The sequence below is a fragment of the Paenalicyclobacillus cellulosilyticus genome, from assembly GCF_014647315.1.
In the GTDB taxonomy this organism is placed as follows: Bacteria; Bacillota; Bacilli; order Alicyclobacillales; family Alicyclobacillaceae; genus Alicyclobacillus_J; species Alicyclobacillus_J cellulosilyticus.
This window is the reverse complement of sequence record NZ_BMOY01000015.1, coordinates 41,743-58,378: the sequence shown is the minus strand read 5'-3', so window position 1 is coordinate 58,378 and position 16,636 is coordinate 41,743. Positions and strand designations below refer to the sequence as shown.

Here is a 16,636-nt window from a genome sequence, read left to right as displayed (position 1 = left end):
CCGGGCGGCGGCCGGACGGGCGGCTTTGCCGGTGGCCCGCGTCCGGGCGGCGGTCGCTCGGGCGGCTTCGGCGGCCGGCCGCAGGCTGGTCTGATGACCGCGGCGGCCAAGCCGCAGTCCCCGATGGCCCGCAAGGAAAAAGAGAAGGATCGGGAACGCGAGGAGTTCGACCGCAAAGAGCGGTTTAATGAAGAGAAGCTCATCCAGCGCGGCGGGCCCCGCCGCCGCGACGCCCGCCAGGCGGACGTGCCGACGAGCGTGACGGTGGAAGGGCCGATGACGGTCGGCGAGTTCGCAAAGCTGATTCGGCGTGAGGCGTCCGAGGTCATCAAGAAGTTGCTCTTCCTCGGCATCATGGCGACCATCAACCAAGAGATCGACACCGACGCGATGGAACTCATCGCGAGCGAATACGGCATCACGCTCGAAGTCAAGCCGCCGGTGGATGAAGAGGCCATCGACATGCTGGTGGAGGAGGACCGTCCCGAGGACCTCGTGCCGCGGCCGCCGGTGGTCACCATCATGGGCCATGTCGATCACGGCAAGACGACGCTGCTCGACGCCATCCGCCACAGCAACGTGACGGAGACGGAAGCCGGCGGCATCACGCAGCACATCGGCGCCTACCAGGTCGAGGTCGGGGACCGCAAGATCACGTTCCTCGACACGCCGGGCCATGAGGCGTTCACCACGATGCGCGCGCGCGGCGCACAGGTGACCGACATCTGCATCCTGGTCGTGGCGGCGGACGACGGCGTCATGCCGCAGACCATCGAGGCCATCAGCCATGCGAAAGCGGCGAACGTGCCCATCATCGTCGCCGTGAACAAGATCGACAAGCCGGACGCCAACCCGGACCGCGTCAAACAGGAATTGACCCAGCACGGCCTGGTGCCCGAGGAGTGGGGCGGGGATACCATCTTCGTCAACATCTCCGCCCTCAAGCGGCAGGGTCTGGATGAATTGCTCGAAATGGTGCTGCTCCTGGCGGACATCAGGGAACTCAAGGCCAATCCGAAGGCGCGCCCGCGCGGCACGGTCATCGAGGCCAAGCTGGACCGGGGCCGCGGCCCCGTCGCCACCGTGCTGGTGCAGAATGGCACCTTGAAGGTGGGCGACATCGTGGTGGCTGGCACGACGTACGGCCGGGTGCGGGCGATGGTCAACGACCGCGGGAAGCGACTGAAGGAAGCCGGCCCTTCCACGCCGGTCGAGATCCAGGGCCTGAACGGCGTGCCGAGCGCCGGAGACCTGTTTGTCGTGTACGACGATGAGCGGGCGGCGCGCAACTTGGTCGAGAAGCGCGCGAACCGCGAGCGGGAGCAGATGCAGGCCACGACGCGCGTCACCCTCGACGACCTGTACCGTCAGATCCGCGAGGGCAACATCAAAGAATTCAACGTCATCGTCAAGGCGGATGTGCAGGGTTCGGTGGAGGCGTTGGTGCATTCCATCGAGAAGATTGAGGTCGAGGGGGTGAGGGTGAAGGTGATCCACCGCGCGGTGGGCGCCATCACCGAGTCGGACGTGGCGTTGGCGAGCGCGTCCAACGCCATCATCATCGGCTTCAACGTGCGGCCGGACGCCAACGCCAAGCGCGCCGCCGAGACGGAACGGGTGGAAATCCGGCTTTACCGCGTGATCTACGATGTCATCTCCGAGTTGGAGTCGGCGATGAAAGGCCTGCTCGAACCGGAGTTCAAAGAGGTCACCATCGGCCATGCGGAGGTACGGCAGGTGTTCCACATCTCCAAGGTCGGCACGGTGTGCGGCTGCTACGTCCAGGACGGAAAGGTCACCCGCGATGCGCAGGCGCGGCTCATCCGCGACGGCATCGTCGTGTACGAAGGGAAGGTCGACTCCCTCAAGCGGTTCAAGGACGATGTGCGCGAGGTGGCGGCCGGGTTCGAGTGCGGCCTGACGCTCGAGCGGTTCAATGACGTCAAGGTCGGCGACGTGATCGAATTCTTTAAGATGGAAGCCGTCAAGCCACAATAAGGGCACGCTCGCGGCGCAGAGCCTTCTGAAGGACGGGGAGAAGACATGGCGCGCATTCGCACCCAACGTGTGGCGGAAGAGATGAAAAAGGAACTGGCGGACATCATTCGGTATGAATTGAAAGACCCGCGCATCGGGTTCGCCACCATCACCCGGGTGGAGGTGTCGCCCGACCTGCAGTACGCACGGGTGTATGTGAGCGTCTTGGGCGACACGGAGACCAAGAAGCACACGCTGCAGGCGTTGGCAAAGGCGAGCGGCTACATCCGCGGCGAGGTGACGCGCCGGCTGCATCTGCGCCTGGCGCCCGAGATGGTGTTTAAAGAGGACGACTCAGGGGAGTACAGCGCCCGTATTGAGCAGGTCCTGCGAGAACTGCGCGGCGGCAGCCCGCCGGAAGGACTCGCCGCCCCCGGCGGGAACCACGGACTCGCCCCAGATCACGACACAAAACGCGGTGCTCATCCGGGGGAAGCGAGCGGTGCGCAACCGGGGAACGAATGAACGGATGGAGGAACGGAACATGGTGATTTGGCAGCCCCGGCCCCGTGACGAGGAGCGGCTGACCGCGGTGGTCAGGGAGATCCTGGCCGGGGATGAGTGGTTGATTGTGACCCACGAGCGGCCGGACGGCGACGCCATCGGCAGTTCGCTGGCGATGGCCCAGGCGCTCGAACAACTCGGCAAACGCTGGACGTTTGCGGTCGGCGAGCCGTTGCCGCGCCGTTACAGTTACTTGCCCGGTTTTGCGTGCGCGAAGATCGCATCCGGGGCGCCGGCGCGGCGGTTTTCGAACGTGATTGCGCTCGACTGCGCGGATGAAGCCCGCTTCGCCCAAGTGTCGCACTGGATTGAGCCGGGGGCGCGGGTGGTCAACGTCGACCACCACCGAACCAACCCGCACTACGGCCAGGCGGCCTGGGTGGACGAACGGGCGGCGGCGACGTGCGAATTGGTCTACCACGTGGTGATGGGATTAGGTGTCCCGCTGTCGGTCGAGGTCGCCATGTGTTTGTACACAGGGATCCTCACCGACACGGGAGGGTTCAGTTATCCCAACACCACGCGGGAGGTCCATCAGATTGCGGCGGAGTTGCTGGCGTGCGGGGTGCAGCCTTACGACATCGCGGAACCGGCGCTCGAATCGCGGTCGTGGGAGCAGATGCGCTTGTTGCAGTTGGCGCTGACCAATTTGTCCGTCTCGGACGACGGACAATACGCCGCGGTGTACGTCACGCGCGGGATGCTGGAAGGGACCGGGGCGTCCGACGACGACACGGAAGGGTTGGTCGGCTTCGCGCGCAGCATCGACACGGTCGAGGTCGGGGCGCTGTTTCGTGAGACGGCCGACGGGCAGGTGAAAGTCTCGCTGCGGTCGAAGCGGCGCGTCGATGTCTCCCGGATTGCCAAACAGTTCGGCGGCGGCGGGCATGCCCGGGCAGCGGGCTGCACGCTGGCCTGCAGCCTGGACGAGGCGATGGACAAGGTGTGGGACGCCGTCCAACGCGCATTGACGGAGGCGCGAAGTTGATAGGGAAGCAAGGCGTGTTGTTGATCGATAAGCCGCAAGGGTTGACGTCGCATGACGTGGTCGTGCGCGTGCGGCGCGTGCTCGGGGAGAGGCGGGTCGGTCATGCCGGCACGCTCGATCCCGGCGCGACCGGGCTGTTGGTGTTGTGCATCGGGGAGACGGTGCGCTTGCTGGAGTATATCGCAGCGGACGAAAAGGCGTACGAAGGGGTGGTGGCGTTCGGCGCCGCCACCGACACGGACGACGCGTTCGGACGCGTCATCGCCCGCGCATCCGCCGCCGGACTGGCGGAAGAAGCGGTGAGACATGCAGCGTCAGGGCTCGTCGGCGACATCTGGCAACGGGTACCCGCCTACGCTGCGGTCAAGATTGGCGGCAGGCGTGCGTACGAGCTGGCCCGGTCGGGGCAAGCGGTGGACATGCCGGTGCGCCAGGTCCGCATTCATTCCCTCGAAGTCACGTCGTTCACACCGGGTGAGGTGGCGCATGCCTCCTTCCGCGTGGTGTGCAGCAAGGGAACGTATGTGCGCGCGCTGTGCCGCGATTGGGGGCAAGCGGTCGGACTGCCCGCCCATCTGGCGGCGCTGCGCCGCACCCGCGTCGGATGGTTCCGGTTGGAAGACGCGATTGCGCTCGACGCATGGGAAGCCTCGCCTGCACCGCGGTCGTTTTTGCGGCCGGCGCGGGACGCGGTGGCGCACCTGCCGCAGGTGGCGGCGCGGGAAGCGGAGTTGACGGCTTTGGCGCAGGGAAAGCCCGTGTCGTGCCCCGATGCGGTGGCCGGTTTGGCGCCGGGCGAACCGGTCGCTGTGCTGGCGCCCTCCGGCGAGGTGGCGGCCATTGCGCTCGTCGCTTGGTTCCGGGGTGCGCGCTGGTTGCGGCCGCACAAAGTGTTGTGGCGCCCGGCGCACGCGGGAATGCAGGCGCAGACCGGCAAGCCCGGCCGAAAGAGGGGATCCGACGATGCGGGTGATTGAATGGACAGACCGGCCGGCCCAGGAACAGGGTGCGTTGATCCTCGCCATCGGCAAGTTCGACGGTGTCCATCTCGGGCACCAGGCCATCCTGAAGCGGGCGGATGTGTTGCGCGGCCGCCATCCCGGCACCGAACTCGGGGTGTTGACCTTCTTTCCCCACCCCGACTGGGTGCTGTTTCAGCGCCCTGGGTACGACCGGTGGCTGACACCGCCTGCCGAGCAGGCGCGCCTGTTGGACGGGTTTGGGGTGGACCGGCTGTACCGGGTCCGCTTTACGCAGGAGTACGCGCGCGTGAGCGCGGAATCGTTCGTGCGCCAGCACCTGTCCGCCTTGGGGGTGCGGGTGGTGGTGGTCGGTTCCGATTTCCGGTTCGGTCACGGCGGCCGGGCGGGCACCGCGGAGCTCGCAGCGCTTGGGGGCGAGATGGGCATCGAGGTCGTCGTGGTCGATCCGGTGCGGCTGGACGGCGAAAAGGTGGGGAGTTCCCGCATCCGCGCCCTGCTTTCCGCGGGGGATGTGGCGGGCGCGGCCCGGCTGCTCGGCCGTCCGTACGTGTTGGAAGGGACCGTCGCAGCGGGTGACGCGCTCGGAAGGAAGATCGGGTTCCCGACGGCGAACCTGGACGGGCTGGACCTGTTTGTGCTGCCCGCGTTCGGCGTCTACGCGGTCACGGTCGATGTGCCGGAACACGGCGTCGCAGGGTGGCCGGGCGTCATGAACATCGGGGTGCGGCCGACGGTCGGCGGGCAAAGCCCGCGCGCCGAGGTGCACCTGCTCGACTTTTCCGGAGATCTGTACGGCGCCCGGATGCGGGTGAGCATCCGGCAACAGATTCGCCCGGAGCAGAAGTTCACCCATCTCACTGCGCTGTCGGCGCAGATTCAGCGCGACGTGGCAGCGGCACGCGCGCTGCTCGCCAGCCATCTCTGGCATCCGCGTGAACGCTTGTGATATACTGTATCAGTCGACCATCCAATCGCCTGGGAAGGACGGGCGGCGCGGAAAGCTCGCACGCACGCGCCGCAAACTGTACCTGGGACGTGCGCGCCCTCCACGCGGCGCCTTCGGTGCAGGGATGTCCAGGCTGGAATGTGGAGGAGGCAGAGAGATGCTGAGCCAGGAGAAAAAGCGGGAGATCGTCGAGAAGTTTCAGTTGCATCCGACCGACACCGGGTCGCCCGAGGTCCAGATTGCGATTTTGACCGAGCGGATCAACCAGTTGACCGAGCACTTCCGGGTGCATAAGAAAGACCATCATTCCCGCCGGGGGCTGTACAAGATGATTGGGCACCGGCGCAACCTGTTGAACTACCTTCGCAAGAAGGACATCAACCGCTACCGGCAATTGATTGAAACCCTGGGGCTGCGCAGATAGGGATACAAGGCGGGCGAAGCGGAAGCTTCGCCGCGAACAAGCGGGCATGGTGCCCGCTTGTTTTACATCCCCCGCCGCAAGGCGCGTACATAGCATGATGCATCGCGTGGGTGCGGACCCATCCGCGCCCAAGGAGGAGTTAGGCGCATGGTCAAACAGCGGTCGTTTATGGTCGCAGGGCGACAGATGACCTTGGAGACAGGCAAATTGGCGAAACAGTCGACGGCGGCGGTGTTGGTCCGTTATGGCGACACCGTCGTCCTCGCGACGGTGACGGCGTCGAAAGAACCGAAAGACCTCGATTTTTTTCCGCTGACGGTCAACTATGAGGAGCGTTTTTACGCTGTCGGCAAAATCCCGGGCGGCTGGATCAAGCGCGAGGGCAAACCGAGTGAGCACGCCATTCTGGCCTCACGGCTCATCGACCGGCCCATTCGGCCGCTGTTTCCCAAAGGATTTCGCAATGAGGTCCAGGTGGTCGCGATGGTCCTGTCGGTCGACCAAGACTGCTCGCCGGAAATCGCCGCGATGATTGGCACGTCGGCAGCGCTCACCATCTCCGACATTCCGTTTGACGGACCGATTGCGGGCGTGATTGTCGGCCGCGTCGACGGGCAGTTTGTGATCAATCCGACGGTGGAACAGGCGAACAAAAGCGAGATGCACCTCGTGGTGGCGGGGACGAAAGACGCCATCGTGATGGTCGAAGCGGGCGCCAACCAGGTGCCGGAGGACATCATCCTCGACGGCATCTTGTTCGGCCACGAAGCCGTAAAGGAGATCATCGCGGAACTCGAAGCGTTCGCCGCCGAGGCGGGTGTCCCGAAACGCCAGGTGGTGCTCCACACCATCGACGAACAGCTGGAGCAGGCGGTGCGGGCTTACGCGACGGAGATGGTGAAGACGGCGGCGCGCAACCCGGACAAGCAGGCGCGCGACGCGGCGCTCGAAGCCGTGTCCGCGCAGGTGAAGGAGGCGTTTGCCGAGCAGTATCCCGGCCAGGAGAAGGACATCGACGAAGTGCTGCACACCATCTTGAAGGAAGAAGTCCGCCGTGCCATCCTCGAGGAAGGCATTCGCCCGGACGGACGCCGGTTGGATGAGATTCGCCCCATCTCCTGCGAGGTCGGCATTCTGCCGCGCGCGCACGGGTCCGGCCTGTTCACGCGCGGCCAGACGCAGGCGCTGTCGGTGTGTACGCTCGGAGCGCTCGGCGATGAGCAGATCCTCGACGGGCTCGGGTTGGAAGAGTCGAACCGGTACATGCACCACTACAACTTCCCGCCTTTCAGCGTGGGTGAAGCACGGGCGCTGCGCGCACCGACCCGGCGCGACATCGGCCACGGTGCGCTTGGTGAACGCGCCCTCGATCCGGTCATCCCGCCGCCGGAAGAGTTCCCGTACGCCATCCGCGTGGTGTCGGAGATCTTGGAGTCGAACGGTTCGACCTCGCAGGCCAGCATCTGCGGCAGCACCATGGCGTTGATGGACGCGGGCGTGCCCATCAAGGCGCCGGTGGCGGGCATCGCGATGGGGCTGGTGAAGGAAGGGGATCAGGTCGCCATCCTCTCCGACATCCAAGGACTGGAAGACCACTTGGGCGACATGGATTTTAAGGTGGCGGGTACCGCGACAGGGGTCACCGCACTGCAGATGGACATCAAGATCAAGGGCATTGACCGCGACATCTTGGCGCGGGCACTGAAACAGGCGTATGAAGGCCGGATGTTCATCTTGAGTAAGATGCTCGAGGCCATCGCGAAGCCGCGCGGGGAATTGTCCAAGTACGCGCCGCGCGTGATCACGGTGCAGATCAACCCGGACAAGATCCGCGACGTGATTGGGCCGGGCGGCCGCGTCATCAACAAGATCATCGACGAGACCGGCGTGAAAATCGACATCGAACAGGACGGCCGGATCTTTATCTCAGGCACCGATCCGAACGGTGCCAACCGCGCGAAGGAGATGATCCTCGACATCACGCGGGATGTGGAGGTCGGCAAGACGTACCGTGGCCGGGTGACCCGTATTGAAAAGTTCGGTGCGTTCGTCGAGATCCTGCCCGGCAAGGAAGGGTTGGTTCGCGTTTCGGAGCTTGACGTTCGTCGCGTGAACCGCGTCGAGGACGTCTGCCAGGTCGGTGACGAGATCATGGTCAAGGTGACGGAGATCGACGCACAGGGGCGGATCAACCTGTCCCGTCGCGAAGTATTGAAAAACCAAGTGCAGGCCCCGGCGAAGCAGGACGCGAAAGCACCGCTGCGCGGAGGCCGGCCGGGCGCAACCGCGCCGGGCGGGCGCCCCGGGGTCGCACACCGTCCTTCATCCCACTCGGCCCGCCGGTGAACCTTGTTGCACCCGCCGCCCGGATGCAGCGCCGGCGAGCGCGTGAGCGAGCAAATGTCCCTTCCTGGCCGCGGTCCTTCCGACGACGAGGCGATGTTGCCCGTCGGGGAAGGATGTTTTCATATTGGGCACCCTAGCGAAGGTGAGCACAACAGGCCATACCGCAAGGCCAAAGGAGGGTGCACCGTCGGATGAAGGCGCATGGGAAGTCTTGGCGGAGGTGGGCAGCCGTCGCACTCGCCGTCGGAATCGCGGGGACGGACGGGCTTTGGGGCGGGTGGCGTGCGCCGGTTGCGCGGGCAGCGACCGCCATGTCTGCTGCAAACGAGGCGGGCGTGGATTGGGCAGCCGCATGGCGCGATGCGGCGCGTTTTGCGGTTCCCGCCGTCGATGCCCGCGTCGACCGGGTGTGGCACGCCATACCAGGGCTGATGGGATGGCGGTTGGATGAGGAAGCGAGCCGGCGGCAGACCGAAGCCGCGCGCGACGGCCGCGTGCATTGGGTGTGGCGCGCCGTACCGCCCCGCGTTCGCCTCGCCGATCTGCCGCCAAAACCGGTGTACCGGGGTCCTGCCGCGGAGCGGGCGGTCTGCCTGATGTTCAATGTGTCATGGGGCGAGGACGCCCTGCCCTCCATCTTGAACACGTTGGCAGAAAAGCGTGTGCGCGCAACCTTTTTTCTCGACGGGGCGTTTGTCCGCAAACACCCGGATTGGGCGCGGGCCATCGCGGCCGCCGGTCACGCCGTCGGCAGCCATGGCACGGGCCACCCGGATTTCCGGCGCCTCGCCAATTCAGAGCTTGCTCGCCAAGTTCAGGTGACCAACCGGATCATCCGGGAGGTGACGGGCGTGACGCCGCGGCTGCTGGCGCCGCCCGCCGGCGCATACGACCAAAGGACCGTCGAGATGGCGCGGGCGGCGGGGATGTACACCATCCTCTGGACAGCCGATACCATCGACTGGCGTCGGCCTCCCGCCCGCGTGATCCGGCAACGGGCTGTGCATGGCGCCGAACCGGGAGCACTGATTTTGATGCATCCAACCCAACCGACGGCCGCCGCCTTGCCCGGGATCATCGACGACCTGCGTCAGCGCGGGTTTTGTTTCAAGACGGTTGACGACGTGATTTCGGAGGTGCGGTGCGGGCAGCCGCCGGCAGGTCCGTGATCCAGGCAGCATGCTTCGTGCAGCGTGGCCGGATGCGTGCACCTGGCGCCGGCCGGGAGCATGTGCGCCTTGAGCGGCCAACCGGACTTCTGGTATAGTTAGGCTGCTCATGCAGCGACCAGAGGACGTGACGAAGGCGCGGCGGAGAGACCTGCTGAGCTAGGAGGATGCGGTGTGGCCTATCGGTGCCGATTGCACAACGGAATCCGGGTCGTGGGAGAGGAGATCCCGTCCGTCCGGTCGGTGAGCCTCGGGATTTGGATTGGCACCGGTTCTCGCTTCGAGACGGCGGAGAACAACGGCATCAGCCACTTCGTCGAACACATGGTCTTCAAAGGCACCAAGCGGTTCACCGCGCGCGAGCTGGCGCAGGTGTTCGACGGCATCGGCGGACAGGTCAACGCGTTTACGTCGAAGGAATACACGTGTTACTATGCCAAGGTATTGGATGAGCACTTTGAGCTTGCCCTCGAAACCCTCGCCGACATGCTGTTGAACTCCCTGTTCGCGCCGGAAGAGATGGAAAAAGAGAAAAAGGTCATCATCGAGGAGATCCGGATGTACGAGGATACCCCGGATGAGCTCGTGATGGACGTTTTGGCAGAACACGTCTATGCGCCGCATCCGCTCGCGTACACCATCCTCGGCTTGGAGGAGAACCTGCGGCGGTTCACGCAGCGCGACGTGCGCGGGTACCTGGCCAAACGGTATCGCCCGGAGAACATCGTGATCGCCATCGCCGGCAATGTTCCTGAAGAACAGGCGGTGGCGGCGGTGGCGCGGTGTTTCGACGGTGTGGCGGACGACGGGGAGGCGGCGGACGACGGGCCGGGGACCAGAGCCCCCGGTTTCATCCGGACGTGTGCGGTGCGGCAAAAAGACACCGAACAGGTGCACCTCTGCCTGGCAGCGCCGGGCTTGGCGGCGGGTGACGACCGTCTGTATCCGCTGATCCTGTTGAACAACGCCCTCGGCAACACGCAAAGCTCGCGGTTGTTTCAAGAGATCCGCGAAGAACGAGGACTGGCGTACTCCGTGTTTTCGTTTCACTCTGCGTACCGCGACTGCGGCATGTTCGGGGTGTACGCAGCCACCTCCCCGGAGACGGTGGCGGACGTCTTGGCGCTCATCCAGGAGATCTGCGCCGAAGTGGCCTGCAAGGGTTTGACCGAGGCGGAGTTGCAGAAGTGCAAGGAACAGGTGAAGGGTTCGATGATGCTCAGCCTGGAGAGCACGAGCAGCCGCATGAGCCGGTTGGCGAAGAACGAACTGTTGCTCGGGCGGGAGGTCACCCTGGACGAGACGCTCGCGGCCATCAACCGGGTGACGGTGGCGGACGTGCAAGCGGTGGCGCGCGACATCATCGGCCAGCCGTTTGCCTTGGCATGCGTCGGGCCGACGGAAGGGTTGAATGTCGACAAATGGTTTGCGGCGAGTTGACGGTGAAATGGAAACCGGTGTCCCCTTGGTTCAAGCCGGAGTATACGCCGGCGTACGCTTCCGCGGGTGCAGCCGGCATGGACCTGCACGCCTGCATCCCCGGCCCGCTCACCATGCTGCCGGGTGAGCGGCAGCGGGTGCCGACCGGCGTTGCGTTCCAGTGGGACAGCCCGTACGTGGCCGCCTTGGTGTTTGCGCGCAGCGGCTGGGCTTGGCGGCAAGGTGTGGCGCTTCCCAACGGTGTCGGCGTGATCGACAGCGATTACACGGGCGAAATCCAGGTCTTGCTCACGAATTTCGGCGACCAACCGGTGGAGATTCAGCCGGGTGACCGCATCGCGCAGGTCGTGTTCGTGCCTGTCTATTTGGCGCGCTTGATGGAGGTGGCGGAATTCACACCCACGGCCCGCGGGGCGCGCGGCTTTGGGTCGACCGGCGTCGCACCGCTTGCCGGCGGCGGGACGTAAGGCGGTTTGTGCAGGCCATGGCTTCGACGGATGGCGACAGGGCGCATGCCTCCGGCTTCGGATGGGGGATGCGCGGGCAAGTGGCCCTTCGGGGCACCCGGAACAGCGACCGGGTGTGTTCGAAGGGCCGATTTTTTTGCCTCACGCGGCGGGTGACGCCGGTTGCACCTGTGTCATAGGCTATCGTGCAAGGCGGATGGCGGACACTCGGCGCAATGCCAAAGGGGCGTGCCCACCTGCGGCCGCCTGTCGCTGCGGCGAGAGGGGGAATGTCCATGCTGACAGGTCGCCGGATCGTGTTCCTCGGGGGCGACGCGCGGCAACTCGAGGTTGTCGCGTTGGCGACAGAATGGGATGCCAGTGCGGTGTTGATTGGGTTTGACAAGGTCGAACGCACGTTTCCCGACACGGTCAAAGCGGAGTTGGACCCGGATGTGTTTCGGCAGGCGGACGCCGTCATCCTGCCCGTGGCGGGCATGGACGACGACGGCCGCGTGGAGAGCCAGTTTCGCGATGCCCCGCTGGTACTGGGCTCAGAGCATTTTGCAGCCATGAGGCCCGGGACCATGGTCTTTACCGGGATCGCCCGGCCGCTGTTGGAAGAGCGGTGTGCCGCGCACGGGCTGAACCTCATCAAGTTGATGGAGTTGGACGAAGTAGCCATCCTCAATTCGATCCCGACGGCGGAAGGGGCCATCGCCCTGGCGATGCAGTATACCGACATCACCATCCACGGGGCCAAGGCGGTTGTGTTGGGGTTTGGACGCTGCGGACAGACGCTGGCGCGCGTCCTGGCGGCGATGGGGGCGCGGGTGCGCGTCGGTGCAAGACAGGCGGCGCACATCGCCCGGATCGTCGAGATGGGCTTGGAGCCGTTTCCGCTGTCCGGCATCGAGCGCGCGGTGGCGGACGCGGACGTGGTGTTCAACACCATTCCGCACCTGGTCCTGCACGCGGGGGTGTTGGCCGGCATGCCGCGGGAGTGCGTGATCATCGACATCGCTTCCAAACCAGGCGGGACCGACTTTCGGTACGCGGAGCGGCGCGGGATGAAAGCCATCCTCGCGCCGAGCTTGCCTGGCTTGGTCGCGCCGAAGACAGCCGGGCGGATCATCGCCAACACCGTCTGCCGGATGCTGGCAGAGGCGGAGAGTTGAACGGAGGAGGCGATTGGCGGTGGAACTGAAAGGGAAGACCATTGGTTTCGGCGTCACCGGTTCTCACTGCACGTATGCCGAGGTATACCCCGAGATCGTCAGGCTGGTCGAGCTCGGGGCGCATGTGATTCCTGTCTTTTCGCATACGGTCCTTTCGGTCAGCACGCGCTTTGGCGAAGCCGGGGAGTGGGCGCGGAAGATCCAGGAAGTCACCGGGCAGCAAGCCATCACCGACATCACGGAAGCGGAACCGCTCGGTCCGGCCAAGGCGCTCGACTGCATGGTGATTGCACCGTGTACGGGGAATACCCTCAGCCGGTTGGCGCATGCGGCGACCGATTCGCCCGTCTTGATGGCGGCCAAGGCGACGCTGCGCAACGACCGGCCGGTGGTTCTCGCCATCTCGACCAATGACGGGCTGGGGTTGAACCTGTATAATATCGCTAAATTGATGAACATGAAAAATGTCTTCTTTGTGCCGTTTGGGCAGGACGCGCCGCATGTTAAAATGAATTCGTTGGTTTCGCTGATGCGGCTGATTCCGGAGACGTGCGCGGCGGCGCTGGAGAAGCGGCAGTTGCAGCCTGTCCTCATCGAGCGTTGGCGTGAACAGCGCGCATGAAGGCTCTTTCCCCTTGCGCCGCAGCAGAAGAGAAAAAGGAGAGAAGATGTCCCTCATGGTTAGTTTGCAGAAGAAGGACGCATACCGGGTGGCTGTGTTGGGTGCGACCGGGGCGGTCGGCCGGGCGATGGTGGAGACGCTCGCGCGGCGCAACTTCCCGGTCGCCGAACTTCGTCTGTTGGCCTCGCCCAAATCGGCCGGCCAGACCATTTCCTTTCGCGGTGAGCCCGTCGTGGTCCAGGCGGCGGAGGAGGCGGCGTTCGCCGGCATCGACATCGCCTTGTTCAGCGCCGGTGCGGATGCGAGCCTGACCTTCGCTCCCCTGGCCGTGCGGCAGGGAGCCGTCGTGATCGACAACAGCAGCGCCTACCGGATGCACGAGGATGTCCCTCTGGTCGTTCCGGAGGTGAATCCGCACGCCCTGGCGCATCACCGTGGCATCATCGCCAATCCAAACTGCTCCACCATTCAACTGGTGGTCGCGGTCAAGCCGCTTGTCGATCTCGGCCTGGAGCACATCCACGTCGCGACCTACCAGGCCGTGAGCGGCATGGGGCAAAAGGCGGTTGACGCGTTGATGCAAGAAGTGGCGCGCGGGCCCGCGTCATCCGAGCCGACGCTGTTCCCCGTCGTCTCGCAACCTGAGCACTATCCGATGGCGTTCAACGTGCTCCCGCAGTGCGACGTGTTTTTGGACAACGGTTATACGAAAGAAGAGATGAAGCTCGTCAACGAATCCAGGAAGATCCTCGAGCTGCCGGGACTGGCCGTCAGTCCGACCGCGGTGCGCGTGCCGGTGTTGTACGGCCATTCGGAGGCGGTGGCGCTCCGGTTCTCCCGGCCTGTGCGCGTGGAAGAGGTGCGCGAGCGGCTGGCGCGCGCACCCGGTGTCGTGCTCGTCGACGATCCGGCTCGCCGCCGTTATCCGCACCCGCGCATGGCGGCCGGCACGGGTGAGACGTACGTCGGCCGTATCCGCCAGGACCTGTCCGACCCGCACACCGTGCTGATGTTCATCGTCGCCGACAACCTCCTCAAAGGGGCGGCGTGGAATGCGGTCCAGATTGCAGAGGCGCTGATTGGGCGCGGTGTGTGAGGACGACCGCTCGCCCGGGCGGGAAGGCAGCGAGACGATGCACCTTGGTGCGCCAGGAGGGAGCGGACGATGAAGATTGTGGTGCAGAAGTTCGGCGGGACCTCCGTGGCGACCCGGGAAGGCCGCCTGGCAGCTGCGGGTCACGTGGAGGATGCGTTGGCTTCCGGTTATCGCGTCGTCGTGGTCGTGTCGGCGATGGGGCGCAAAGGGGATCCGTACGCCACCGATACGCTGTTGGGGCTCCTGGATGACCACGATGCGGTCACCAAGCGGGACCTGGATATCCTCATGTCGTGCGGTGAAGCGGTCTCCGCCGTGGTGTTTGCCAGTCTGTTGCGCGGCCGCGGCCACGAGGTCACCGTGTTGAGCGGCGGACAGGCGGGCATCATCACCGACCATGACTACGGCAGCGCGCGCATTCTGGAGGTGCGTCCGGACCGGATCTGCCGTGAATTGGAGGCGGGCCGGGTCGTCGTGGTGATGGGGTTTCAAGGCGTGACGACCGATGGTGACGTCACCACCCTCGGCCGGGGCGGGAGCGATACGACGGCCGCCGCGCTCGGTGTGGCTCTCCATGCGGAATACGTCGATATCTTCACGGACGTCGAGGGTATCATGACGGCCGATCCGCGCATCGTGCAGGATGCCCGGCGCCTCCGTTACGCAACCTATACGGAGATATGCAACCTGGCTTACCAGGGGGCGAAGGTGATCCACCCGCGGGCGGTCGAGATCGCCATGCAAAAAAACATCCCCATCCGAGTCCGCAGCACACGCTCCAAGGATGAGGGCACCCTGGTCACGAACCACATTGCACCGCTGGAGGCCGGGAGAGTCACGGACCGGTACGTGACGGGCGTGGCTCACACCGCAGACATCACCCAAATCCAGGTCGAGGCGGACGCAGGCGCGCAGCACCGGGTATTTGCCGTCATGGCTCAACACGGCATCAGCGTCGATTTCATCTCCATCTCGCCCGACCGGATTGCGTACACGGTGGCTGACGCGGACGCGGAGCGGGCCGTGCGGTTGCTCCGGGCGAGCGGCTTCGAACCCGTGGTCCGCCCCGGGTGCGCCAAGGTGGCGGCGGTGGGCGCCGGCATCGCGGGTGTACCGGGCATCATGGCGAAAATCGTCGCGGCGTTGGCGCGCGAAGGCATCGACATTCTGCAGTCTGCCGACTCCCACACCACCATCTGGTGTCTGGTACGGCGAGAACAAATGGAAGCTGCGGTGCGCGCCCTGCACGCGGCGTTTGAATTGGGTGCGTAAACAGCGAGGAGGGAACCCCATGGATTTTGGACGGCTGGTCACGGCGATGGTGACCCCGTTTGATGAGGACGGCAACCTGGATGAACCGGGTTTGTCTGTCCTCATCGACCATCTCATTGCGACGGGGACGACCGCGATTGTGGTCAGCGGCACAACGGGTGAATCGCCGACCCTCTCTCACGACGAAAAGTTGCGCCTCTTTGCACGGACGGTTCAGTGCGTCAGGGGGAGGGTTCCGGTGATTGCCGGAACCGGAGGTAACAATACCAAAGAGACCATCGCCTTGTCCAAGGAGGCGGCGGCGCTTGGTGTCGACGGGCTGTTGTTGGTGGCGCCGTATTACAACCGCCCGACCCAGGACGGTTTGTACGCCCACTTTGCCGCCGTCGCGGACGCGGTGCCGTTGCCCATCATGGTGTACAACATCCCCGGCCGGACGGCGGTCAACATCGACGTATCGACGCTGATGCGTTTGGCCCAGATCCCCAACATCGTCGCCGTGAAGGAGTCGAGCGGCGACTTTTCGCAGATTGCCCGCATCGCAGCGGAAAAACCGGATGATTTTCTCCTGTACAGCGGGGACGACAAGTTTACGCTCCCCATCCTGGCCTTGGGCGGTTACGGCGTGGTCAGCGTCGCCTCCCATGTCGCGGGCCAGGAGATGCAGGCGATGCTGAACGCGTTTGTCCAGGGGGATGTGCGCACGGCTGCAGCGTGGTCCGGACGCCTCCTGCCGTTGTTCGACGCGCTGTTCCGCGTGACCAGTCCGGCTCCGGTCAAGAAAGCGCTCCAGTTGCTCGGGTTGCCGGGGGGCGGGGTGCGCCTGCCGCTGGTGGAAGCGCCCCGGCATGTCGAGGACGAGTTGCGGCGCGAGTTGGTGCGGTTGGGCAAACTCGGTTGAAGGCCCGTCGTCCGTCATGTCTTTCCTCGTCCGGTCTGTCACTTGCGACATCTCCGGGTCGAGTGCGGCAGGTTGTGCCGGCCTCACGGCCAGGGTATAATACTCGTACAGTGACTGGTGCGGCTTTGATTGGATAGGTCATCCTCATGGGAGACTGGCGGCGCGCGGGACTCTCGTCGGCACGGAACGGAGCGCACAGGGCCCACGAGAGACTGCGGTGTGGTTGGTCGGTGGTCGAAGGTGCGAAGCCCGAGCTTTTTTGTGGTTTTCTCACCGCGGTCGGG

General features: G+C 65.1%; 15 protein-coding genes. All 15 read left to right on the top strand.

Features of this window, described 5'->3' with window-relative positions; all coding sequences use genetic code 11:
• A partial coding sequence (infB, locus tag IEX97_RS06405; protein WP_229776515.1) for a translation initiation factor IF-2 occupies window positions 1-1,998 on the top strand: 1,998 nt, incomplete at its 5' end.
• A gap of 45 nt (window positions 1,999-2,043) precedes the next feature.
• The gene (gene rbfA, locus IEX97_RS06400; protein WP_188881835.1) at window positions 2,044-2,502 is read left to right on the top strand and encodes a 30S ribosome-binding factor RbfA; all 459 of its coding nucleotides are present in this window, start codon (window positions 2,044-2,046) and stop codon (window positions 2,500-2,502) included.
• A gap of 19 nt (window positions 2,503-2,521) precedes the next feature.
• Window positions 2,522-3,529 (top strand): DHH family phosphoesterase, encoded by a 1,008-nt coding sequence (locus IEX97_RS06395; protein WP_188881834.1) that lies wholly within the window; start codon window positions 2,522-2,524, stop codon window positions 3,527-3,529.
• Entirely contained in the window at window positions 3,526-4,506 is a 981-nt protein-coding gene (gene truB / locus IEX97_RS06390) for a tRNA pseudouridine(55) synthase TruB (RefSeq protein ID WP_188881832.1), read from the top strand. The genes IEX97_RS06395 and truB overlap by 4 nt, the downstream gene beginning before the upstream one ends.
• On the top strand, window positions 4,493-5,458 hold the full coding sequence (gene ribF, locus IEX97_RS06385; protein WP_188881831.1) for a riboflavin biosynthesis protein RibF: 966 nt from the start codon (window positions 4,493-4,495) through the stop codon (window positions 5,456-5,458). Before truB ends, ribF begins: the two co-directional genes overlap by 14 nt.
• A 157-nt stretch (window positions 5,459-5,615) precedes the next feature.
• Window positions 5,616-5,882, top strand: coding sequence for a 30S ribosomal protein S15 (gene rpsO, locus IEX97_RS06380; RefSeq protein ID WP_188881829.1), 267 nt, complete (start codon window positions 5,616-5,618; stop codon window positions 5,880-5,882).
• A 147-nt stretch (window positions 5,883-6,029) separates the two neighbouring features.
• A complete protein-coding gene (pnp, locus tag IEX97_RS06375) occupies window positions 6,030-8,228 on the top strand; it encodes a polyribonucleotide nucleotidyltransferase (RefSeq protein ID WP_188881827.1) in 2,199 nt (732 codons plus the stop codon).
• A gap of 191 nt (window positions 8,229-8,419) precedes the next feature.
• Window positions 8,420-9,397, top strand: a complete 978-nt coding sequence (locus IEX97_RS06370; RefSeq protein ID WP_188881825.1) for a polysaccharide deacetylase family protein — start codon at window positions 8,420-8,422, stop codon at window positions 9,395-9,397.
• A 174-nt stretch (window positions 9,398-9,571) separates the two neighbouring features.
• On the top strand, window positions 9,572-10,837 hold the full coding sequence (locus tag IEX97_RS06365) for a M16 family metallopeptidase (protein WP_188881823.1): 1,266 nt from the start codon (window positions 9,572-9,574) through the stop codon (window positions 10,835-10,837).
• Between the two features lie 2 nt (window positions 10,838-10,839).
• The gene (dut, locus tag IEX97_RS06360; protein ID WP_229776513.1) at window positions 10,840-11,304 is read left to right on the top strand and encodes a dUTP diphosphatase; all 465 of its coding nucleotides are present in this window, start codon (window positions 10,840-10,842) and stop codon (window positions 11,302-11,304) included.
• 275 nt (window positions 11,305-11,579) lie between these two features.
• On the top strand, window positions 11,580-12,461 hold the full coding sequence (gene dpsA / locus IEX97_RS06355) for a dipicolinate synthase subunit DpsA (protein ID WP_188881820.1): 882 nt from the start codon (window positions 11,580-11,582) through the stop codon (window positions 12,459-12,461).
• A 19-nt stretch (window positions 12,462-12,480) separates the two neighbouring features.
• Window positions 12,481-13,083 (top strand): dipicolinate synthase subunit B, encoded by a 603-nt coding sequence (locus tag IEX97_RS06350; RefSeq protein ID WP_188881819.1) that lies wholly within the window; start codon window positions 12,481-12,483, stop codon window positions 13,081-13,083.
• Window positions 13,084-13,147: 64 nt separating this feature from the next.
• Window positions 13,148-14,179: an aspartate-semialdehyde dehydrogenase gene (locus IEX97_RS06345; RefSeq protein ID WP_188881845.1), complete on the top strand. Its 1,032-nt coding sequence runs from the start codon at window positions 13,148-13,150 to the stop codon at window positions 14,177-14,179.
• Between the two features lie 69 nt (window positions 14,180-14,248).
• Complete coding sequence (dapG, locus tag IEX97_RS06340; RefSeq protein WP_188881818.1) at window positions 14,249-15,451, top strand: aspartate kinase; 1,203 nt, start codon at window positions 14,249-14,251, stop codon at window positions 15,449-15,451.
• Window positions 15,452-15,470: 19 nt separating this feature from the next.
• Window positions 15,471-16,352 carry a 4-hydroxy-tetrahydrodipicolinate synthase gene (gene dapA, locus IEX97_RS06335; RefSeq protein ID WP_188881817.1) on the top strand — a complete coding sequence of 294 codons (882 nt, stop codon included), beginning with the start codon at window positions 15,471-15,473 and terminating at the stop codon, window positions 16,350-16,352.
• Window positions 16,353-16,636: the final 284 nt, after the last annotated feature.